Source organism: Lysobacter gummosus, from assembly GCF_001442805.1.
In the GTDB taxonomy this organism is placed as follows: Bacteria; Pseudomonadota; Gammaproteobacteria; order Xanthomonadales; family Xanthomonadaceae; genus Lysobacter; species Lysobacter gummosus.
Genome location: NZ_CP011131.1, coordinates 1,366,076 through 1,387,193, shown reverse-complemented (window position 1 = coordinate 1,387,193; position 21,118 = coordinate 1,366,076). Strand labels below are relative to the sequence as shown.

The window sequence follows — 21,118 nt, the reverse complement described above, 5'->3', positions numbered from 1 at the left end:
GCGGACTCGACGATTCCACCCCGCTTCCGCTTGCACCAATCCCGAATCCCAAATCCCCAATCCCGTGCCTTATAGCCACCTCAACGACTACCCCGCCGACATCCGCGAACGCGCCGCCCGCATTCGGCTGGCCTGCTTCGACGTGGATGGCACGCTGACCGATGGCCGGCTGACTTTCGACAGCAACGGGCGCGAATACAAAAGCTTCCACGTCCAGGACGGCCAGGGCCTGTCGCTGTTGCGCAAGGCCGGGATCGCCGTGCATTTCGTCACCGCGCGCGGCGGCGCCATCGCCGCGCATCGCGCCGCCGAGCTCGGCGCGACCTCGCACGGCGATGTCAAAGACAAGCTGGTCTGCGTCAAGCTGATCGCGGAAGGCTTGGGCCTGACCCTGGAGCAAGTGGCGTTCATGGGCGACGACCTCGCCGATCTGCGCATCCTGCCGCACGTCGGCCTGGCGGTCGCGCCGGCCAACGCGCACGCCTGGGTGCGCGAGCGCGTGCACTGGCGCACCCATGCGCGCGGCGGCGAAGGCGCGGCGCGCGAGCTGTGCGATCTGCTGCTGGGCGCGCAAGGCCATGCCGAAGACATCTTGCACGGAGCGCTGGGATGAGCTGGCGCGGATGGTTCACCCTGATCCTGCTCACCGCCGCCGCGCTCAGCGGCTGGGCGCTGTGGTCGCAGCGCGACAAGCCGCTGGCCGGCAAGGCCAACGTGCAGCCCGACTACGTGCTCAACGATTTCGAAGTGGTCGTGCTCGACAAGACCGGCAAGGAATCGTTCACCCTGCGCGCACCCACGCTGACCCGCGATCCCAACATCAAGACCATGGACATCACCACGCCCTTGTTCCTGATTCCACCCAAGCCCGGCAGCCAGGGCGGCGCCTGGGAAGTGCGCTCGCAGCGCGGCTGGGTCAGCGCCGAGGCCGATGAAGTGCGGCTGCGCGGACAGGTCAAGGCCGACAGCACCAACGCCGAAGGCAAGCCGATCAAGATCGCCACCGAAGAGCTGAACGTGTTCCCGGACTCGAACAAGGCCACCTCGGCCGTCGCGGTCAACATGGTCCAGCCGGGCACTATACTGAGCGGTCTGGGCCTTGAGGCCGACCTCGAGACCAAGAACGTGATCCTCAAATCCAACGTCAAGGCGCGCTATGAAGCGAAAGCCCGCTAATCATTTGCCGGCCCTGTGCCTGGCCGCGCTGCTGATGGCGCCGGCCGTGGGCGTTCAGGCCCGTTCGTCCGACCGCAATCAGCCGCTGGATGCCGATGCCGACCAGAGCAGCTGCCAGGTAAGCAACGATGCCGGCCCCTGCGTATTGACCGGCAATGTCAAGATCGTCCAGGGCACCTTGGTGATCAACGCCGCCAAGGCCGATATCAAGCGCAGCAACGGCGACATCAGTTTCGTCACGCTGACCGGTTCGCAAGTCACCCTGAAACAGGAACTCGACGACGGTAAACCGTTCAACGGTCGCGCCAACAAGATCGATTACGACATGCCCAAGGACACCGTGACACTCACGGGTAATGCCTTCGTGGACAACGCCGGTCAAACCATTACCAGCGGGCGCATCGTCTACAACACCAAGACCGGCCAGGTCGACAGCGGCGGCGTGGGCAGCCGTGTGAGCATACGCATGCCCCCCAAAACCCAGGACAAACCGGCACCGCCGGCTAACAAGCCGAGCCCGACCAAGCCTGCGCCCAAGGGAGGCGGCTGATGCTGGTCGCCCAAGGCCTGCGCAAGGCCTACCGCCAGCGCGAGGTCGTGCGCGATTTCGGCCTGACCCTGGACGCGGGCGAAGTGGTCGGCCTGCTCGGCCCCAACGGCGCCGGCAAGACCACCTGCTTCTACATGATCGTCGGCCTGGTCCCGGCCGACGCCGGCACCATCGTGCTCGACGGCAAGGACATCACCGCCGAGCCGATGTACGCGCGCGCCAAGTACGGCGTCGGCTACCTGCCGCAGGAACCGTCCGTGTTCCGCAAGCTCAGCGTGGCCGACAATCTGCGCCTGGTGCTGGAGCTGCGCGACGACCTCGACCGCCGCGGCATCGAGCGCGAACTGGCCAGCCTGATGGACGAATTGCAGGTGACCCACGTCGCCGACCAGCTCGGCGCCAGCCTGTCCGGCGGCGAGCGCCGCCGCGTGGAAATCGCGCGCGCCCTGGCCGCCCGCCCGCGCCTGATGCTGCTGGACGAGCCTTTCGCCGGTGTCGACCCCATTTCGGTCGGCGAAATCCAGCGAATCGTGCGCCATCTCAAGAATCGCGGGATCGGCGTCCTCATCACGGACCATAACGTTCGCGAAACCTTGGGCATTTGCGATCGGGCGTATATCCTGAACGACGGCGGCGTGCTCGCGCAGGGGGCTCCGGACGCGCTGCTGGCCAATCCCGATGTCCGTCGCGTCTACCTGGGCGAAACCTTCCGTCTGTAACCTTCCGGTTGCCGGGCGTGAAAGACGCCCGCGATGCACGACTCGGCCGACTGACATTTCAGGTCGTTGCCTTTCAGGTCGCGTCAGCCATCGAACATGAAGCCCCGCCTCCAAGCCTCTCTCGGACAACAGCTCGTAATGACGCCGCAATTGCGGCAGGCGATCCGCCTGCTGCAGCTGTCGGCTGTGGAACTGGAAGCTGAACTGGCGAGCGCGGTAGAGAGCAACCCGCTGCTGGACTGGACCGAGCCGTCCGCGCCGGGCAGCGAGGACGAAATCCGTCCGCCGCCGACCTCGGCCTCGGCCAGCGAAGACGCCGACCACGGCGAAGGCCCCGGCCCCGGCAGCGACGCGCCCACGCCCGAGCCGGAATGGACGATGGACGACGGCGAGACTTGGTACGACCGGGTCGGCCCGTCCGACAACGACGAAGACTCGCCCGCGGCCGAACAGGTCGCCGAGGCCGAAACCCTGCTCGATCACCTGCTGTGGCAGCTGCACCTGAGCCCGCTGTCGTTGCGCGACCGCAGCATCGGCGTGGCCCTGATCGAAGCCATCGACGACGACGGTTACCTGCGCGAGCCGCTGCAGGCCATCGCCGATTCGCTCGCCCCGGAACTCACCGTCGGCGAAGACGAAGTGCTGACGGTGCTGCATCAGGTCCAGCGTTTCGACCCGGTCGGCACCGGCGCGCGCTCGCTCGGCGAATGCCTGAGCCTGCAATTGAGCACCCTGCCCGACGACACGCCGGGCAAGGCGCTGGCGCTGCAGATCTGCGCCGGCCCGCTGGAACGGCTGCCGCGCGTGGGCGCGGCCGGGCTGGCTTCCGAATTCAAGCTGGAGGTCGCCGAGGTCGATATCGCGGTGCAGTTGCTGCGCTCGCTCGATCCGCGCCCGGGCGCGCAGATGGGCGCGATCTCCACCGACACCTACGTCACTCCCGATGTCGTGATCTGGCGCCAGCGCGGCCTGTGGCGCGTGGCCTTGTCGGAAACGATGCGGCCGCGCATTTCCATCCATCGCGGCTACGAAGGCATGATCCGCCACGCCAGCGCCTCCGACGCCAGCTATTTGCGCGGGCATCTGCAGGAAGCGCGCTGGTTGCTCAAGAGCCTGGAAGCACGCGGCGACACCTTGCTGAAAGTCGCGCGCTGCCTGCTCAAGCAGCAGGCCGCGTTCCTGGAATTCGGCGACAGCGCCTTGCGCCCGCTGACCTTGCGTGAAGTCGCGAACGAAGTCGGATTGCACGAATCCACCGTCTCGCGGGCGATCGCGCGCAAGTACGCGCGCACCCCGCGCGGCACCGTGCCGCTGCGGGCGTTCTTCGCCTCGGGTATCGATACTGGCTCGGGCGGCGAAGCGTCCAGCACCGCGATCCAGGCCATGATCCGGCGCCTGATCGAAGCGGAAAACCCGCGCAAGCCCCTGTCCGACGCGCGCCTGGCCGAGACCTTGAAAGCCACCGGCGTGCCGGTCGCGCGCCGCACCGTCGCCAAATATCGCGAGGCGATGAGCATCCCCTCGTCTCAGGATCGCGTGCGCATGGCTTGAGGGCTTGTTGCCCTGGCCCCGATCCCCTTTCCCCTCCGGCGTTCCCTTCTCCCGCCTGCGGGAGAAGGTGCCCCGAAGGGGCGGATGAGGGCCCGCGCCGCATCGAGCCACCGCGCCATCGCTCCCCTTTCCTCAGCGGCGCAACAGGCGCTTGCCCAGACATTTCCACGCTCAGCGTGCCCCGCTTCCGCCAACCCCGTGGCTTATGCCTTTTGCCGCGAATCACATTGCAAAACTTTTACATCGCGCAAAAAACTCAGCCGTATCAAGACCTTCCAGCGCGGCTACTACCAAAGGACCAAGTCGGGCCCTTGCGCCGCAGACTCAGCGTGAGATGCTGGACTTCCTGGCTCCGGCCAGGGCGTCACCCGGTTCCGTTTCGGTCCGGCAAGACCGGGCGGAACACGTTTCTGCATTCACCCGCGACGTGAAGGAGGTCCCCGATGCGTATCGAAACCCACGGCCAGCAGCTCGAAGTCACCGCAGCTCTGCGCGACTACGTTGAAACCAAGCTGGCCCGTCTGCAACGACACTACGACCATCCCTTCGACGTGCGAACCCAGCTCAGTCTCGACAAGCCCGACCATCGAGCCGAAGCCACCATCCTCATCGCCGGCCGCACCCTGCACTGCGATGCCGCCGCGATCGACATGTACGCCGCCATCGACCTGCTCGCGGACAAGCTCGACCGGTTGCTGATGAAGCACAAGAGCAAGCAAGTGGACCACCACCGCGGCGAGAGCCTCGCCCGCAACGGCGAACTCACCTGAGCCCATAGCGTAAACTCCGCGCCAGCCACGTACCGCAAGCCACCTACAACGCCGTCATGCCGCTTTACGAACTGTTGAGCGCGGAGCGCGTTGCGATCCTGGTAGAACCCGGCGATCGCAACGCGGTGCTCGAAACCGCCGCGCGCATGCTGTCCGAAGGCAGCCCGCTGGTCACCGCCGCGCTCAGCGCCGGCTTGCAGGAACGCGAGAAACTCGCCAGCACCGCGATCGGCTACGGGGTCGCGATTCCGCATGGCCGCTCGCCCTTGTTCGAAAGCAGCCGCGGCGTATTCCTGCGGCTGGCGCAGCCGGTGGATTTCGGCGCTTCCGACGGCCAGCCGGTGGATCTGGTGCTGGCGATGGCGGTGCCCGAGCATCACGTTCAACAGCATCTGCAGCTGCTCGCCGAGCTCGCCGAGCGCTTCGCCGACGCCGGTTTTCGCGAGCGATTGCGCTCTGCGCCGAATGTGGCGGAGTTGAGTTATCGCCTGCTCGATCATTGCCGGCGCAGCGCGGCGTAAGTTGTCGCCGGCTATAGCCGCGTAACGCCCCGCCCTACCGAACCCCGCCTACCGATTCCTCCCTTTGAAAAAGGGGGGCCAGGGGGGATTTGCTTTTGCCCTGCCCAAAAGCAAAAGCAAATCCCCCGCTCCCCGATCGTTGACCTGAAACGCACCGGCGCCGGGCGCTCGCCCCCCTTTTTCAAAGGGGGCAATTTTTCGAAGGGCTGCGGTCGCATTCGCGCCAACCGCGCGGCCCCCTTCACAGCCCCACCCCAGCCCACGCAGGCGCCGTCATCGCTTTACTCGTAAACTTCCCCGCATGAGCAAAAGCATCCGTGCAGGCGAACTGTTCGAACAGCAGCGCGAGCGGCTCGCCCTGCGCTGGCTGGCCGGCCAACGCGGCGACGGGCGGCTGGTCGAGGCGGTCAATACCGTCGCCCGCCGGCCCTCGCTGGCCGGCTACCTCAACGCGATCTATCCGAACAAAGTGCAGATCCTCGGCACCGAGGAGCTGACCTGGCTCGACGGCCTGGACTCGCGGCTGCGCTGGGAAACCATCGAAAAGATCATCCAGTTCCGGCCGCTGGCCCTGGTCATCAGCAAGGACCAGCCCTGCCCGGAAGACCTGCGCATCGCCGCGGAGGAAACCGATACGCCGCTGTGGGTGTCGCCGCGACGCGGCCACGAGTTGCTCAATCACCTGCAATACCACCTGGCGCGTGCGCTGGCGCCGCAGATCACGCTGCACGGCGTGTTCATGGAAATCTATTCGATCGGCGTGCTGATCACCGGCGAATCGGGCTCGGGCAAAAGCGAACTCGCGCTGGAACTGGTGACGCGCGGGCATCGGCTGGTCGCCGACGACGCGCCCGAATTCACCCAGATCGCACCCGACGTGCTCGACGGCACCTGCCCGGACATGCTCCAGGACCTGCTGGAAGTGCGCGGCCTGGGCGTACTCAACATCCGCCAGATGTTCGGCGACACCGCGGTCAAGAACAACAAATACCTGCGCCTGATCGTGCACCTGACCAAGCCCATGAGCGAGCCCAAGCCGGCCGGCATCGAGCGCCTGACCGGCGACACCGGCCTGCGCCGCGTGCTCGATCTGGACGTGCCGATGATCACCCTGCCGGTCATGCCCGGCCGCAACCTGGCGGTGCTCACCGAAGCGGCCACGCGCCTGCACAGCCTGCGCATGAAAGGCCTGGACCCGGCCGCGGCCTTCATCGCCCGGCACAGCAACTTCCTGGAGCGCGGCGAATCGTGAGCGGCATCGAATCCCATCCCAATCCCGAAGCGGCCAACGAAGCGCGTTCCGGCGCCGAAGCCGCGCCGGAAGCGAGCATGTTCACCCTGGTCATCGTCAGCGGCATGTCCGGCTCGGGCAAATCGGTGGCGCTCAATACCTTCGAAGACCTGGGTTTCTACTGCGTCGATAACCTGCCGGCCGAGTTGCTGCCGCAGTTCGTGCAGAACGTGATCAAGGCCGAGGACGGCATGCCGACCAAGCTCGCGGTCGGCATCGACGTGCGCAACCGCCACAGCGATCTGGCGAATATTCCCGAGTGGCTGTCGGCGGTCGGCGCGCTCGGCGCGGACCCGAAGTTGGTGTTCTTCGAATCCAGCGACTCGGTGTTGCTCAAGCGTTATGCCGACACGCGCCGGCGCCATCCGCTGAGCCAGTTCGGCCTGGCCCTGGCCGATGCGATTTCGCTCGAACGCCAGGTGCTCAAGCCGCTGCGCCAGATCGCCGATGCGATCGTCGATACCAGCGAGCTCAATGTCCATCAGCTGCGCCGCCATGTCATCACCGAGTTCGGCCTGGGCGGCGAGGCCGGCATGTCGTTGCTGTTCGAGTCCTTCGCCTACCGCCGCGGCGTGCCGGCCGATGCCGACTTCGTCTTCGACGCGCGCGCGCTGCCCAATCCGCACTGGAATCCGGCGCTGCGTCCGCTGTCGGGCCGCGACGGCGGCGTGCGCGACTACATGGAAGCGCAGGACGACGTGAAGCTGTATGTCGAGCAGATCAGCCAGTTCCTCGACACCTGGCTGCCGCGGCTGCAATCGGACAGCACGCGCAGTTACGCGACGATCGCCTTCGGCTGCACCGGCGGGCGGCATCGGTCGGTGTATCTGGCCGAACGGCTCGCCGAGCATGCGCGGTTGCGTGGGTGGAATGAGGTGGCGGTGCATCATCGGGAGTTGGATTGAGGCGGGTTTTGCGTTGGCTTGATGCAAAAGCTAAATCCCCCCTCCCCCCTTTTTCAAAGGGGGGAACAGCAACAGCGCTGATGTGGGAGTGCAACGTCGAATTCGTTCTGCCATCACCTTCGACATGAATCGGCAGTGACCATATCGCCGCATGAATCGCCGCCGCTTACGAAATTTTCCCATCTCCGTGCCGAAATGCTTGCACGCCGCACCGTAGGTTTCGAACTACGCCGATAGCGTGATCCGGCGTTCCCGCAACCACGGAGCAGCGACATGAAACCCATGATCCGCAGCCTCAGTCCGATGCTGCTCGCCTTGCTGACCGGTCTGTCCGCGTCGGCGGCCTTCGCGCAGAACGGTTCTCCGCCCGGGTCGCGTCCCGCCGATCCGATGCCGACGTCCGATCCGATGCAACGCACCGAACCGCCGGTCAACGATCCGCGACGCGACGCGCGCACGCCGCCGCCCAGCGACGCTATCGGCCCGGCCACCTTCACCGAACTCGACAGCAACGGCGATCAGAAGATCAGCCGCGACGAGGCCGCGCTCGATGCGCGCCTGGCCGCGAACTTCTCCACCCACGACCTCGACGGCGACGGCTCGCTGTCGCTGTCGGAATATCAGGCCGGGCAGAACAAGCGCGTCGGCGACAAATAACCCAACCTCGCCGCGGCCCGGCCGGACGATCGCGATCGCCGGCCCCGCCGGCCCGATAGCTCCCCCACTGGCTGACCCATCAGCAAAGGATCGACATGACCACCACCCTTCCCCGTCCGCACCGCCTCGGCCTGCTGCTGAGCGCGTTGTTCGCCGCCGGCCTGCTCAGCGCCTGCAACAAGCCCGCCGACGCGCCGCCGGATGCCGGCGCCGGCCCGGCGCCCGCGGCTCCGGCCGACACCACCCCGCCGCCGGCGGACACCACACCTCCGGCGGACATGCCGCCGCCGGCCGATACGCCGCCCACCGACACCCCGCCGTCCGACCCGATGCCGGCCGACAGCGCCACCACGCCGCCGGACAAGGGCAAGACCGAGACGCCGCCGAAGCAGTAAGCCGGCGCGCCGCTCGCACCGGAACGGGCCGCTCGCGCGGCCCGTTCTTTTTTCGGCCCTGGCCGGCCGGGTGACCGCCCGCGCAGGCGAACGCACGCGAACTCCACCGGCTGCGCTGCACGGTCGCGGCCAGGCGCGGCGCAAACCGAACATTTGCCGCAGCGCAGCGAGGATTGCGGCCGCTCATGAGACGACGCGCTCGCGGCACGCCTGTCTTCGGCCCGTCGCCAACCGCGCTCCGCCCACCGCGACCGAAATCGTCAAGCGACCGTCCGGACGCTTTCGGCGCGTCACCGTGCTCTGTTAAGTTGTCGCCATGTCCGTCGGTATCCTACTCATCACCCATTCCGGAATCGGCAGCGCGCTGGTCGCTGTCGCCGGCCGTTTGTTGAACCCGTTGCCGCTGCGCACCGAAGCGCTGGAGGTGCCGTTCGACGCGGACCTCGATCAGCTGCTGCCGGTCGCCAGCGCGGCCCTGCGCCGCGTGGACGACGGCGACGGCGTGCTGGTGCTCACCGATCTGTACGGCGCATCGCCCAGCAACCTCGCCGCGCGCGTGGCCCAGTTGGGCACGCCGGTGCGGCGCGTATCGGCGTTGAATCTGCCGATGCTGATGCGGGTGATGAACTATTCCGAATTGGCGCTGGAGCAATTGCCCGCGGTCGCCGCGGCCGGCGCCCGCAACGGCGTCATCCTCGACGATGCGTGAGCCCGGCCACGTTTGCGCGATACCACCACCGCACGCCCCTTGAATGCATGATCCGAACCGCAATAAGGCACTATCGCCACAGCATCACCGCAAACCGTATCGAGTTCGATGCGTTTGACCATTGCCTGAGGACCCCGACATGATCGAACGCGACCTGACCGTCTCCAACCGACTGGGCCTGCACGCCCGCGCCACCGCCAAGCTGGTGCAGGTGCTGTCGGGTTTTCGCAGCAACGCCACGCTCACCGCCAAGGGCCGCGAGGTCAACGCCAAGAGCATCATGGGCGTGATGCTGCTCGCCGCCGGCCAAGGCACCCAGGTCAAACTGCGCGTGGACGGCGAAGACGAGGCCAACGCCGCCGACGCGGTGACCGCCTTGTTCGATCGTCGTTTCGACGAAGACAGCTGAGCCGGAGGCGCGGATGCGGCAGGAATTCCAAGGTCACGGCGCGTCACGAGGCAGTGCGCTGGGCCGCGCCCGGGTCCGGCTGCCGCATGCGCTGGAAGTCGCCGAAGAGCGCATCACCCACGAGCAGGTCGAAGGCGAGCTGGGGCGTCTGCACGCGGCCATCGACACCGTGCGCAACGAAATGCACGCCTTGCGCGACCGCCTGCACGGCGCGCTGGCGCACGAGGTCGGCGAGTTCCTCGACCTGCACACGTTGTTGCTGGACGATCCAGAGCTGCTGCAAGGCCTGGACGAGCTGATCCGCACCGGCCACTACGCCGCCGACTACGCCCTGCGCCTGCAGCGCGACCGCATCGCCTCGGTGTTCGAGGCGATGGACGACGCCTATTTCCGCAGCCGCGTGGACGATATCGACCAGGTCATCGGCCGCATCCACGCCGCGCTGCACCGCCGCGATCACGATACCTCCGGCGTGGCCGGCGAGATTCTCGTCACCGACAACGTCGCCCCGGCCGAACTGGCGCAGTTGCAGGCGCAGGGCGTGATGGCGATCGTCACCGCCGCCGGCAGCGCCCTGTCGCACAGCGCGATCCTGGCGCGCAGCCTGCACCTGCCGCTGATCGTCGGCGCCTCGCAGGCGCTGCTGAAGATCAACGACGGCGACGCGCTGGTGGTCGATGGCGCCACCGGCACGGTCATTCTCGAACCCAACGCCGAAGACCTGCGCGCGCACCGCGCCCGCACCCGCGAGCTGGCGCGCGAACGCAAGCAGCTGCACCGCCTGCGCCGCGAGCCCACGCGCACGCTCGACGGCATCGACATCAAGCTCTACGCCAACGCCGAATCGCGCGAGGACGTGGCCGAGGCGCATGCGCTCGGCGCGGCCGGGGTCGGCCTGTACCGCACCGAATTCCTGTTCCTGCAGCGCAACGAACTGCCGGACGAAGACGAACAGTTCCGCGTCTACCGCGACGTCGTGCTCGGCATGACCGGCCGCACCGTCACCATCCGCACCCTGGATCTGGGCGCGGACAAGGCGGACAAGACCGGTCTGGCGCTGCGCGACGAACCCAACCCCGCGCTCGGCGTGCGCGGCGTGCGCCTGTCGCTGGCGCGCGAAGGCCTGCTGGAGACCCAGCTGCGCGCGATCCTGCGCGCGTCGGGCTACGGTCCGGTGCGGGTGCTGGTGCCGATGGTCAGCTCGACCGAGGAAGTGCGCACGGTACGCACACTGCTCAAGAAAGTGGCCGCGGACCTGCGCAAGCAGGGCCACGAGATCGCCGAGCACGTGCCGCTGGGCGCGATGATCGAAGTCCCGGCCGCGGCGATCGCCCTGCCCGGCTTCATCGGCCTGATCGATTTCCTCTCCATCGGCACCAACGATCTGGTCCAGTACCTGCTGGCGGTGGATCGCAACAACGAAGCGCTCAGCGATCTGTACACGCCGCTGCATCCGGCGGTGCTGCGGGTGATCCGCGACGTGATCCGCCTGGCCAAATCGCGCGGCAAGCCGGTCGCGGTGTGCGGCGAAATGGCCGGCGACGCCAACTTCGCGCCGCTGCTGCTGGCGCTGGGGCTGGAGGAATTCAGCCTGCACCCGGCGACCTTGCTGGAACTGCGCCGGGCGATCCGCGGCTTGAATCTGGAAGCGTTGCGCAAGCGCGCGCCGGCGCTGCTGCGGGCGAAGGACCGCATGGGCATCGAGGCCTGGCTTCGGGCCTGATCCCGGACACGGCCGGCATCCATCCGCCGCGCCGCGATCCGCAACGCCAGGTAGAACGGGCCCGCGGGCCCGTTCTTCGTTGCGCCCCGGCGTTACCGCATCATTGCCAGGTCACGTTGAGATTGCTGAAGTAGACCGAGTAATCGGCCTGGTCCATCGTCGCCGGGACCATGAAGTAACCGGTCTCGCTGCTCGGAAAACCATAGTTCTTGCCGGTGAACAGGCCGTTGCCGTCGACCACGTCGCTGGCGACCTGGGCGATGATCATGCCGCTCGGCGAGATGCTCTTGACCGTGTAGCTGATCATGCCGCTGTCGCTCACCGAGATCTGGAAGCGGTAGGTCTGGTTGTTGAGCAGATTACCCTGGCCGTTGCACGGCGAGAGATTGTTGCCGGTCGGCCAGAACGCCTCCACCCGCACGTTGATGCCGCACGAGGACGCGCCGATGATGATTCCCAGGGCGTGATGGTTGTTGGCCGGCACCGTGGTGTTGTCGATGTCGCTTAGATTGATGTTCCAGCGCCCGTGCAGGCCGATGGCGATGTGATCGATCTGGCCCGGCTTGAAGTAGTCCGGCGTGAACAGGTCGAAGCTCATGACCTGCGTGGTCTTGCCGGCCGGCTTGGTGGTGAAGCCGACGAACTTGTAGCCGTTGTAGCCGTTGCGGAACGAAGCGCCGCCCGGGCAGGTCGCGACCGGCCCGCACCGGCGCGCCATGACGTGACCGCCGGGGAAGTACGGATAGCCGCCGATGAACTGGGAGTTCACCGTCCACTTGGGCACGTAGCCTTCAATGTGGTCCAGCGTCCAGCCCTGCGCCATCAGCGAGTTCTTCTCGGTTTCGGACACGGTGAACTTGTGCACCAGATCGTTGTTGGTGCCGTCGAACTTGACCAAGCGGTACAGCGGATTCATGGCGCCCAGCAGTTGCGGCGCCTGATTCTCGACCAGGCTCTTGGGATAGAGGTAACCGGCGATGCCCTCGTAGGTGTAGCCGGCGCTGTTGACGTTGATCAGATCCTGCGGGTACTGGTCCGGAGTGATGTAGACGTGCTCGGTGCTCGGCGAACCTTTCCAGTAGCGGTGCAGCGCGATGGTGTGGGCCAGCGGATACTGTTCGACATAGAACGGCTTTTTCAGATCGCCGTAGCCGGCGGACATCGCGTTGTAGGCTTCCGGGTAGTGGGTGGTGTAGAGGTAGTCGGTGATCGACGGGTTGTAGACTTCGTGCATGCCCAGATAAGACGGACGCGGCACATACGGGGTGGCCGTAGCGAGGATCGGCGCACCCAACAGGAGGGCGGCGGCGAGAAGCTTCTTCATGGATCGTCCTTAATGTAGTGGTTCGAATCAGGTGCGGTCGATCGACCGCGATCGGTCGGTTGCGACTAGACAGGGGCCCGAGCCGGCGAAGCGGCGCGGAAACCCTCCTTGGCCGAAGCCCTGCCGGCAGCACGGATCTGCCCGGCATCCATCACTCGCGATCCCGGCCCGGAACGGCTCACGCGGCGCGGCCGCTCCACCCGACTCGCCATGGACGGCGCCCATCCCCACCCGGCGGCGTCGTCACTGGGCTTTGCTGGTCGTGCAGGCGATAATGCCGACACGATCGTTCGACCCTCGCCGGCTTCGTGGCCGCGTCCGTCACCTGCAGGAAGTACCGCATTGGCCGAAGCCGTCCGCCACGACAAAACCGCACGTCAGCTGCGCCTGCTTTCCGACGCGCTCGACAGCGGCCGTCTGGGCCCGGTGCGGCGGCTGGTCAACACGCTCTCCCCGGCCGAGATCGGCAACCTGCTGGAGTCCTTGCCCCCGGGCAAGCGCGTGATCGTGTGGGGCCTGGTCGATCCGGAAGACGACGGCGAGGTGCTGGTCCACGTCGGCGAAGAAGTGCGCGAAAGCCTGCTCGCGGACATGGACACGGACGAAATCGTCGCCGCGGTCGAAGACCTCGATATCGACGACTTGGCCGATCTGGTCGAAGACCTGCCCGACACCGTTATCGACGAAGTGCTCAAGTCGATGGATCGCGAGAACCGCGAACGGCTCGAGCAAGTGCTGTCGTATCCGGAAGACACCGCCGGCCGACTGATGAATCCCGACGTGGTGACGGTGCGCGCCGACACCACCATCGATGTGGTCCTGCGCTACCTGCGCCTGCGCGGCGAGCTGCCTGAACACACCGATCATCTGTACGTGGTGAGCCGCCGCCATCAATACCTGGGCCGCATCGCCCTGGCCGCGTTGCTCACGCACGAGCCCGGCACCGCGATCAACAAACTGATCGACGACGAACAGCCGGCCATCGACGTCGGCGAAACCGCCGGCGAAGTCGCGCGCCAGTTCTCCGACCACGACTGGATCAGCGCCCCGGTCGTGGACGACAACAACATCCTGCTCGGCCGCATCACCATCGACGACGTGGTCGATATCATCCGCGAAGAGGCCGAACACCAGGCCTTGAGCGCGGCCGGCCTGGACGAAGACGAAGACTTGTTCAGCCCGGTACGGCGCGCGTTCCGGCGCCGGCTGATCTGGCTCAGCGTCAACCTGTGCACGGCGTTCCTGGCCGCCAGCGTGGTCGGCCAGTTCGAAGACAGCATCGCCAAGCTGGTCGCCCTGGCCGCGCTGATGCCGATCGTCGCCGGCATGGGCGGCAACGCCGGCACTCAGGTGCTGGCGTTGATGATCCGCGGTCTGGCCCTGGGCCAGATCGGCGCCTCCAACGTCGCCGTGCTGCTGCGCAAGGAATTGTCGGTCGCGTTGATCAACGGCCTGGTGCTCGGCGTCGGCCTGGGCCTGATCGTGCTGATCTGGTTCCGCCAACCCGGCCTGTCGCTGGTGATCGGCGCCGCGCTCACCATCAACCTGCTGACCGCCGCGGCCGGCGGCGTGCTGGTGCCGGTCACGCTGAAGCGACTGGGCTTCGACCCGGCCCTGGCCGGCGGCGTGGTCCTGACCACCCTGACCGACGTGATGGGTTTCCTCAGCTTCCTTGGTTTGGCGACGCTGATTTTGATTCACTGAAGGGCGGCGCGGCGCCCATGCTTCGGTGCAGTTCGAACTCTACGTCGATGCGCTGCCGTACAAGCGAATTTCCGCAGGCCGATCACAACTCCTGGGATTCGGCTTATGCGACCAAGGAGTTGTGGCCTTGGTTGCTTGCGCAGCATCGGTGATGTGGCGCTTGGGGGAAAGCTTAAAAGCGAATCCCCCTTAATCCCCCTTTTTCATAGGGGGAAACTGCAGCGAGGGGCGGTGGTCGCGTGTCGGTAAAGCGAAGAAGTCGCCCGCCAAGCCCTAACGCACGTCCCGAAGGATTTCCCCCTTTGAAAAAGGGGGATTAAGGGGGATTTGCTTTTACCCGCCCCCTCAAGCCTTCTTCAAAAACTCCGTCCGCAACACCAACCCCTTGACCTTATCGACATTGCATTCGATCTCGTCCTCCTCATCGGTCAGGCGAATGTTCTTGCACAGCGTGCCGCGCTTGAGCGTCACCGACGTGCCCTTCACCTTCAGGTCCTTGATGAGCAAAACCGAGTCGCCGTCGGCGAGCACGGTGCCGTTGCTGTCTTTTACGATCATGTCGAGTGATTCCGAATAAACCAAAACGTATCGGCCGCACAACCGCGCGGCCGTAAGAAAATCGCGCCCGCGCGATCAGCCCTTGAGCAGCATCTCCAGCACCGCCATGCGCGTGGCGACGCCGTTGGCGACCTGGGTCAGGATCAGCGATTGCGGGCCGTCGGCGACTTCATCCGTGATTTCCACGCCACGATTCATCGGACCGGGATGCATCACCACCGCGTCGGCGGCCGCGCGCTTGAGCCGCGAAGCGGTCAGGCCGTAGTCGCGGTGATAGTCGTCCAGCGACGCCACCAGCCCTTCTTCCATGCGCTCGCGCTGCAGGCGCAGCATCATCACCGCGTCCACGCCGTCGAGCGCGGCGTCGAAATCCTGCGTCGCCACGCAACCGTCCAGGGTGCCGTCGTCGGGCAACAGCGAGGCCGGGCCGCATACGCGGATCTCGCCCGCACCGAGCGCGCGCAAGGCCTGCAGGTCCGAGCGCGCGACGCGCGAGTGCTTGACGTCGCCGATCATCGCCACGCGCAAGCGCGAGAAATCCGTGCCCTTGGCCTGGCGCAGCGTCAGCATGTCCAGCAGGCCCTGGGTCGGATGGGCGCTGCGGCCGTCGCCGGCATTGACCAGGCAGGTGCCGGCGCGTGCCTGCGCCGCCAGCGCCGCCACCGCGCCGTCTTCGCGATGGCGGATCACGAAACCGCGCACGCCCATCGCCTCGATGTTCTTCAAAGTATCCAGCGCGGTCTCGCCCTTGCTGGTCGATGAGGTGGAGGCATCGAAGTTCAGCACATGCGCGCCGAGCTGCTGCGCGGCCAGCTGGAAGCTCAGGCGCGTGCGCGTGGACGGCTCGAAAAACAAGGTGCACACCGCGGTGCCGGCCAGCGCGCGGCTGTCGTAATGGCCTTCGGCGAAGGCCTGGGCGCGGATCAGCAAGGCTTCGAGCGATTCGCGCGAGGCTTCGCGCAAGCTCAACAGGTGACGCGAACCGCCGTCGGCGGAAACGAAGGTAGTCATGATGTGCGGTGCTTCAAGGATGCGAAATGTGTTCGATGTCGGTGGCGTCGTCGGGCGCGGCGAGCCAGCGCTCGACGATCACCGCCGCCGCCACTGCGTCCAACGCTTCGGCGTCGCGGCGGCGCTTGCGCCCTTCGGCGCGATCGGCGGCGAAACGGTGCGCGGCTTCGATCGAGCTGGAACGCTCATCGACCAGCACCACCGGTAATTTGTAGCGCGCGCGCAGCTGGCGGGCGAAGGCGTGCGCGCGAAGGCGCGCGGGCTGGTCACCGCCTTCCAGGGTCATCGGGTCGCCGACGATCAGGCCGTCCGGACGCCATTCTTTATAGACGCGATCGATCGCGTTCCAGTCCGGGCCGGCGCCGTGCACGTCGATCACCGCCAGCGCGCGGGCCCCGTGGCCGAAGGCGCTGCCGACGGCGACGCCGATCCGGCGCGCGCCGACATCGAATCCGAGGACGGTGCCGTCGCGTCGGATTGCGTCGGAGGCGCCGGTGCTCATGCGTGTCCGGCGTAATCGGCCAGGTGGGCGAAATCCACCCCGATGCGTCCGGCCGCGGCCTGCCAGCGCACGTCCAGCGGCAGTTCGAACAGCAGCTCGGCATCGGCCGGCGCGGTCAGCCAGTCGTTCTCGGTGATCTCGTGTTCGAGCTGTCCCGAACCCCAGCCGGCGCAGCCCAGCGCGACGATCGCGTTGTCCGGGCCCTCGCCCTTGGCCATGGCTTCCAGGATGTCGCGCGAGGTGGTCAGGTACAGGTCCGAGCCGATCACCAGGGTGGAATCCCAGCGGGTGCCGCCGTCGTGCAGCACGAAGCCGCGCTCGGGATGGACCGGGCCGCCGGCCAATACGATCTGGGCGCGCAGCGATTCATCGCCGCCGTCCACGCCCATCTGGCCGAAGACCTCGCCCAGGGTGTACTCGGACGGGCGATTGACCACGATGCCCATCGCGCCGTCGTCGTCGTGCTGGCAAATCAGCGCGACGCTGCGGGAAAAATTGGTGTCGGCCAGCGCGGGAAGCGCGATCAGGACCTGACTGGCGAGGGGCGTGGGCATCACGGGCATGAGGCCATTCTAGCGTGCCGGGCGCGGCTGCGGGACGTGAAAACGCGCAGGGCTCCGCAGGTCCGGGGTCGGCGCGGGCCGTGCCGATACGGTGAATCGGGCCGGCCCCGGCCAGGGCCGCGGCGTCTTGTCCCACAAAAGCTTTCCCACAGAAGGTCTCGCGCAAAAGTATTGTCGTTGAAAGACCTCCCGCATTCGCACCACGCCCTGGATTCCCGCTCCCACGCCACCCACAATCGACCCGACCGCCCCCCAGACGAGGACCGCATGTCCGGTTACTGCGACATCGCCCCCGGCCATCCCATCCATGGCCAGTACCACGACCGCGAATACGGTTTTCCGCAGCGCGACGAATCCGATCTGTTCGAACGCCTGATCCTGGAAATCAACCAGGCCGGCCTGAGCTGGGAAACCATCCTGCGCAAGCGCGAAGGCTTCCGCCGCGCCTACAGCGGCTTCGATGTCGATGCAGTCGCCGGTTACGGCGAAGCCGATCGCCTGCGCCTGCTCGAAGATGCCGGCATCATCCGCAACCGGCTCAAGGTCGATGCGGCGATCCACAACGCCCAGGTGGTCCAGCAACTGCGCGACAGCCACGGCGGCTTCGCGCAATGGCTCGACGCGCATCAACTGCTCGACGGCAAGCCGCGCGACAAGACCGGCTGGATCAAACTGTTCAAGCAGACCTTCCGCTTCACCGGCGGCGAGATCACGAACGAATTCCTGATGAGCCTGAGCTATCTGCCCGGCGCGCATCGCGAAAGCTGCCCGGCGTATCAGCGCATCGACAAACTCAAGCCGTACTGGCGCCGCGCCGAGGCCCTGGCGAAGAGCGCGCCGAACGCATCCGGCGCGAGCGGCGCAGCCAAGCCCGCGCCCGTCAAGGCCGCCAAGGCGCCGGCGCGGACGGCGGCGAGCAAGACCGCGACGGCCAGGAAGAAAACCGTGGCGAAGAAAACCGTTCGCGGCAAACGCGGTTGATCGCGCGCGGCGGCTGATCCGCGATCCAGCCGCCGCGCCGCCACAACCGCTTCATACCGCCCTCACCCAAGCCCACTAGCTTGCGCGGATTATCCCGCGAACCCGCGGCCGCGCACCGCGCCGCTGCGATCGCCGGCCATCGCAAAGGAACCGCATGTCCACCTCGCCAACCGCCGCCGTCACGCTCTCGCGCGCGACCAAGTCCTTCATCGTCCTGATCGCTCTGCTGCAGGGTTTGGCGCTGTATCTGATCCGGATCGGCGCGCGCCCGGACTCCGGCTTCGAAATCTATTGGTACGTGATGGCGTTGTCCGTGCCCACGCTGATGCTGCTGTCGGTGCAGCGCCTGGACGATCGCCGTTTCTGGACCAACGCCCTCGGCGTGGCCGCGATCTACCTGCTGCTGGCGCTGTGGGCCGGCTGGAGCGCGACCGGCGCGCCCGACATCAAGGCCGCCGCGGTGCTGTGGCCGTTCGGAGCGACGCTGGCGATCGCCTTGTTCATCGCCCTGCCCTATCTGCAATGCCGGCTCGACCACGGCCGCTGGCGCGCACCGTACAGCGCCTTGTTCGAACACGGCTGGCAGAACGCGCTGACCTTGCTGCTCACCGCCGTGTTCGTCGGCATCTGCTGGGGCGTGCTCGGCTTGTGCGCGGTGCTGTTCAAGCTGATCGGCATTCAATTCTTCGCCGATCTGTTCACCACCCGCAGCTTCGCCCACCTGGCCACCGGCATCATGGTCGGCCTGGGCGTGCTGGTCGGCCGCACCCAACAGCGGCCAGTGCAGGTGGCGCGGCAGATTCTGTTCGCGATCTTCAAGGGTCTGTTACCGCTGGTGTCACTGATCGCGCTGTTGTTCGTGATCAGCCTGCCGTTCACCGGCCTGGACGCACTGTGGCGCACGCGCTCGGCGACCTTGATCCTGATGAGCCTGATCGCGGTGATGGTGCTGTTCGTCAACGCCGTCTACCAGGACGGCGACGACGCGCCACCCTACCCGCGCTGGCTGCGCCACGTGGTCGATGCGGCGCTGCTGATTTTGCCGATCTACGCCGGCCTGGGCCTGTACGCGCTGAGCCTGCGCATCGGCCAGTACGGCTGGACCGCGGAACGTTTCTGGGCCGTGCTCGCCTCGGTCGTGCTCAGCGCTTACGCCGTGGGCTACGCGGTGGCGGCGCTGCGCCCGCGCGCCGGGTGGCTGCACGATCTCAAGCGCGTCAACGTCGGCGTGTCGCTGGTGATCCTGGCGCTGACGGTCGCGGCCAACTCGTGGCTGCTCGATCCGCACCGGTTGAGCGTCAACGATCAACTCGCGCGCCTGCGCGACGGCCGCAGCGAGCGCGAGCGCTTCGACCTGAGCCATCTGCGCTTCGACAGCGGCCGCCGCGGCTATCTGGCGCTGCAGGCGCTGGCCGGCGACAGCAAGCTGTTCGACGCCAAGGAGCGCGCGCAGATCCAGCGCCTGCTGACGATGAAGAACAGCTGGGAATATCGCCAGGACGACAAACGCGATCAGCAGGCGCGCACCGCCGCCGAAGCGCTGCGCCATATCAAGCCCGCCGCCGGCGTCGCCGCGCCCGATCCGCTGTGGCTGCAAACGCTGGTCAGCGACAAGCTGCCGACGCCCGACTGCCTCAACGCCGATTCCGAATGCGTGCTGATGACGCCGGACCTGGACAGCGACGGCCAGGCCGACTACCTGCTGTGCAACGCCAAGCAATGGGGCCCGGTCTGCTTCGTCTACGCGCGCGAGGAAGGCGTGTGGAGCAAGATCGGCCGCAACAGCAGCAGCTATCTCAACACCGAAGCCAGCGCAGTCGCGCCGGCGATGCGCGCCAATCAACTGCGCGTGGTGCCGCGGCGCTGGGCGGATTTCCAGCTCGGGGAGACGGGCCCGGTGATGCAGTTGGAAGTCGAGCCGGCACCGAAGAGCGATTGCGGGCGCACGCACTGCGACTGATAAGGCGATCGTATTTTCCAGCGAAGACGCGATAACGCCGGCGTTGTGCGCCGGCGCTTCATGCGATCACAGCAGCAGACGCACCTCTCGCGACGGCGCGTCTTCGGGCGCGGCGCCGGTGATCCAGAACGTCTCGACCCACGGCCGCACCAGATCGAGCTGGGTCGATGCGCCGCGCACTGGCGGAAAACGTCGCAGGTTGTCGGCCTGCAAGGCCAGCATGCGCGCGTCCTGATCGTTCACGCGCTTGAGCAGCGGCCACACCAGCGCGCGCACCAGCCACGCCGGCGCCCAGCGGTTCTCGACATGCAAGGTCGCGAACACCGCCGTCTGTTCGGCGCTGATCGGGGTGAAATGCAGACTGATGCGGACGATGCCGCCGTTGAGGTAGCGGTATTCGATCTGCGCGCTGCCTGGCGCATCGAACAGAGCCCGCTCGCTTTCTCGCGGCGATTCGAACAGGCGGTAGAGCAGGCCGGATTGTTGCGGCTGGCCTCGGTAGGACACACTGAAACCGGTATCGGTCGATTCGAAGTGCGCGGTCATGGCCTCGCGCGCCCCGCCGCGCCGCACCAACCCGGGATGAATCCAGTGCGTATGCATCGGATCGAGAAAGTTCTCGATCGCATCGATCACATGCGCGCGCCACTGCGTCTGCCAGAGGAATCGACGCGAGCCGGCGGGATTGCGTAGCACCATGGCCGGCAGTTCGCCGTCATCGCGCCCATCCAATCGCAGCCAGATCAAACCATCGTGTTCGCGCACCGCGACCGCGCGCACGCGCACCTGCGGCAAGGCGCATTCCGGCGGCATGCCGGGAATCGCGCACAAGCGCCCCTGCGAATCGAACCGCCAGCCGTGATACGGACAGGCGATGCCGCCGCCGGTGGCGACGCCGGCCGATAACGGCGCATGCCGATGCGGGCAGCGATCTTCCAGAGCGAACGCGCGGCCACTTTCGTCGCGGACCAGCACCACCGGCCGATCGAGCACCGTCACCGCTACCGGCGCGCGCTCCAGCCGGTTCGCGCACAAGACAGGGAACCAGCGCGCGTAATGCGAGGGATGCCAGTCGCTCATGCTCGCCCACCGGCTTGCGCGATGTCTGGCCGCATCGGGATGTCCAACGCTCGATGGAA

General features: G+C 66.9%; 21 protein-coding genes and 2 pseudogenes. 17 read left to right on the top strand and 6 right to left on the bottom strand.

The annotated features are described in order from the left end of the window. Nucleotides 1-64 precede the first annotated feature (64 nt). From LG3211_RS05635 to ptsP, 14 genes are all read left to right on the top strand, one after another. On the top strand, nucleotides 65-613 hold the full coding sequence (locus LG3211_RS05635) for a KdsC family phosphatase (RefSeq protein ID WP_057941960.1): 549 nt from the start codon (nucleotides 65-67) through the stop codon (nucleotides 611-613). Beyond that, a complete protein-coding gene (gene lptC / locus LG3211_RS05630) occupies nucleotides 610-1,176 on the top strand; it encodes an LPS export ABC transporter periplasmic protein LptC (RefSeq protein WP_057941959.1) in 567 nt (188 codons plus the stop codon). The genes LG3211_RS05635 and lptC overlap by 4 nt, the downstream gene beginning before the upstream one ends. After that, a complete protein-coding gene (gene lptA, locus LG3211_RS05625) occupies nucleotides 1,157-1,726 on the top strand; it encodes a lipopolysaccharide transport periplasmic protein LptA (protein WP_057941958.1) in 570 nt (189 codons plus the stop codon). The genes lptC and lptA overlap by 20 nt, the downstream gene beginning before the upstream one ends. Beyond that, entirely contained in the window at nucleotides 1,726-2,445 is a 720-nt protein-coding gene (lptB, locus tag LG3211_RS05620; RefSeq protein WP_057941957.1) for an LPS export ABC transporter ATP-binding protein, read from the top strand. Before lptA ends, lptB begins: the two co-directional genes overlap by 1 nt. Before the next feature lie 96 nt (nucleotides 2,446-2,541). Continuing rightward, entirely contained in the window at nucleotides 2,542-3,996 is a 1,455-nt protein-coding gene (locus tag LG3211_RS05615) for an RNA polymerase factor sigma-54 (protein WP_057941956.1), read from the top strand. A gap of 443 nt (nucleotides 3,997-4,439) precedes the next feature. Next, nucleotides 4,440-4,766, top strand: coding sequence for a ribosome hibernation-promoting factor, HPF/YfiA family (hpf, locus tag LG3211_RS05610; RefSeq protein ID WP_057941955.1), 327 nt, complete (start codon nucleotides 4,440-4,442; stop codon nucleotides 4,764-4,766). Between the two features lie 56 nt (nucleotides 4,767-4,822). Continuing rightward, on the top strand, nucleotides 4,823-5,287 hold the full coding sequence (locus LG3211_RS05605; RefSeq protein ID WP_057941954.1) for a PTS sugar transporter subunit IIA: 465 nt from the start codon (nucleotides 4,823-4,825) through the stop codon (nucleotides 5,285-5,287). 301 nt (nucleotides 5,288-5,588) lie between these two features. Then, nucleotides 5,589-6,539, top strand: coding sequence for an HPr(Ser) kinase/phosphatase (gene hprK, locus LG3211_RS05600; protein ID WP_057941953.1), 951 nt, complete (start codon nucleotides 5,589-5,591; stop codon nucleotides 6,537-6,539). Between the two features lie 77 nt (nucleotides 6,540-6,616). Then, nucleotides 6,617-7,483, top strand: a complete 867-nt coding sequence (rapZ, locus tag LG3211_RS05595; protein ID WP_057945302.1) for an RNase adapter RapZ — start codon at nucleotides 6,617-6,619, stop codon at nucleotides 7,481-7,483. Between the two features lie 273 nt (nucleotides 7,484-7,756). Continuing rightward, complete coding sequence (locus LG3211_RS05590) at nucleotides 7,757-8,140, top strand: EF-hand domain-containing protein (RefSeq protein WP_148648767.1); 384 nt, start codon at nucleotides 7,757-7,759, stop codon at nucleotides 8,138-8,140. Nucleotides 8,141-8,235: 95 nt separating this feature from the next. Next, complete coding sequence (locus LG3211_RS05585) at nucleotides 8,236-8,535, top strand: hypothetical protein (RefSeq protein ID WP_057941951.1); 300 nt, start codon at nucleotides 8,236-8,238, stop codon at nucleotides 8,533-8,535. 316 nt (nucleotides 8,536-8,851) lie between these two features. Beyond that, the gene (locus tag LG3211_RS05580; RefSeq protein ID WP_057941950.1) at nucleotides 8,852-9,244 is read left to right on the top strand and encodes a PTS sugar transporter subunit IIA; all 393 of its coding nucleotides are present in this window, start codon (nucleotides 8,852-8,854) and stop codon (nucleotides 9,242-9,244) included. A 139-nt stretch (nucleotides 9,245-9,383) separates the two neighbouring features. Beyond that, the gene (locus tag LG3211_RS05575; RefSeq protein WP_057941949.1) at nucleotides 9,384-9,653 is read left to right on the top strand and encodes an HPr family phosphocarrier protein; all 270 of its coding nucleotides are present in this window, start codon (nucleotides 9,384-9,386) and stop codon (nucleotides 9,651-9,653) included. Nucleotides 9,654-9,666: 13 nt separating this feature from the next. Then, entirely contained in the window at nucleotides 9,667-11,376 is a 1,710-nt protein-coding gene (gene ptsP / locus LG3211_RS05570) for a phosphoenolpyruvate--protein phosphotransferase (protein WP_057941948.1), read from the top strand. Between the two features lie 100 nt (nucleotides 11,377-11,476). Here the strand turns inward: ptsP and LG3211_RS05565 are convergent, their stop codons facing one another. Next, nucleotides 11,477-12,700 carry a hypothetical protein gene (locus LG3211_RS05565; RefSeq protein ID WP_057941947.1) on the bottom strand — a complete coding sequence of 408 codons (1,224 nt, stop codon included), beginning with the start codon at nucleotides 12,698-12,700 and terminating at the stop codon, nucleotides 11,477-11,479. 342 nt (nucleotides 12,701-13,042) lie between these two features. On the opposite strand from LG3211_RS05565, the gene mgtE reads away from it, so the two are divergent. Then, nucleotides 13,043-14,404: a magnesium transporter gene (gene mgtE / locus LG3211_RS05560; protein WP_057941946.1), complete on the top strand. Its 1,362-nt coding sequence runs from the start codon at nucleotides 13,043-13,045 to the stop codon at nucleotides 14,402-14,404. Between the two features lie 345 nt (nucleotides 14,405-14,749). On the opposite strand, the pseudogene LG3211_RS05555 reads toward mgtE, so the two are convergent. From LG3211_RS05555 to LG3211_RS05540, 4 genes and pseudogenes are all read right to left on the bottom strand, one after another. Continuing rightward, a pseudogene (locus LG3211_RS05555) lies at nucleotides 14,750-14,959 on the bottom strand (alkylphosphonate utilization protein); the annotation flags it as partial. 78 nt (nucleotides 14,960-15,037) lie between these two features. Beyond that, nucleotides 15,038-15,973 carry an aspartate carbamoyltransferase catalytic subunit gene (locus LG3211_RS05550; protein ID WP_057941945.1) on the bottom strand — a complete coding sequence of 312 codons (936 nt, stop codon included), beginning with the start codon at nucleotides 15,971-15,973 and terminating at the stop codon, nucleotides 15,038-15,040. 13 nt (nucleotides 15,974-15,986) lie between these two features. After that, on the bottom strand, nucleotides 15,987-16,475 hold the full coding sequence (gene ruvX / locus LG3211_RS05545) for a Holliday junction resolvase RuvX (RefSeq protein WP_057941944.1): 489 nt from the start codon (nucleotides 16,473-16,475) through the stop codon (nucleotides 15,987-15,989). Then, nucleotides 16,472-17,038, bottom strand: coding sequence for a YqgE/AlgH family protein (locus tag LG3211_RS05540; protein WP_057941943.1), 567 nt, complete (start codon nucleotides 17,036-17,038; stop codon nucleotides 16,472-16,474). Before LG3211_RS05540 ends, ruvX begins: the two co-directional genes overlap by 4 nt. 267 nt (nucleotides 17,039-17,305) lie before the next feature. Between LG3211_RS05540 and LG3211_RS05535 the strand changes: the two are divergent. Continuing rightward, a pseudogene (locus LG3211_RS05535) lies at nucleotides 17,306-17,854 on the top strand (DNA-3-methyladenine glycosylase I); the annotation flags it as partial. A 319-nt stretch (nucleotides 17,855-18,173) separates the two neighbouring features. Beyond that, complete coding sequence (locus LG3211_RS05530; protein WP_057941942.1) at nucleotides 18,174-19,979, top strand: DUF4153 domain-containing protein; 1,806 nt, start codon at nucleotides 18,174-18,176, stop codon at nucleotides 19,977-19,979. 66 nt (nucleotides 19,980-20,045) lie between these two features. Here the strand turns inward: LG3211_RS05530 and LG3211_RS05525 are convergent, their stop codons facing one another. Continuing rightward, the gene (locus tag LG3211_RS05525; RefSeq protein ID WP_083512335.1) at nucleotides 20,046-21,059 is read right to left on the bottom strand and encodes an aromatic ring-hydroxylating oxygenase subunit alpha; all 1,014 of its coding nucleotides are present in this window, start codon (nucleotides 21,057-21,059) and stop codon (nucleotides 20,046-20,048) included. Nucleotides 21,060-21,118: the final 59 nt, after the last annotated feature.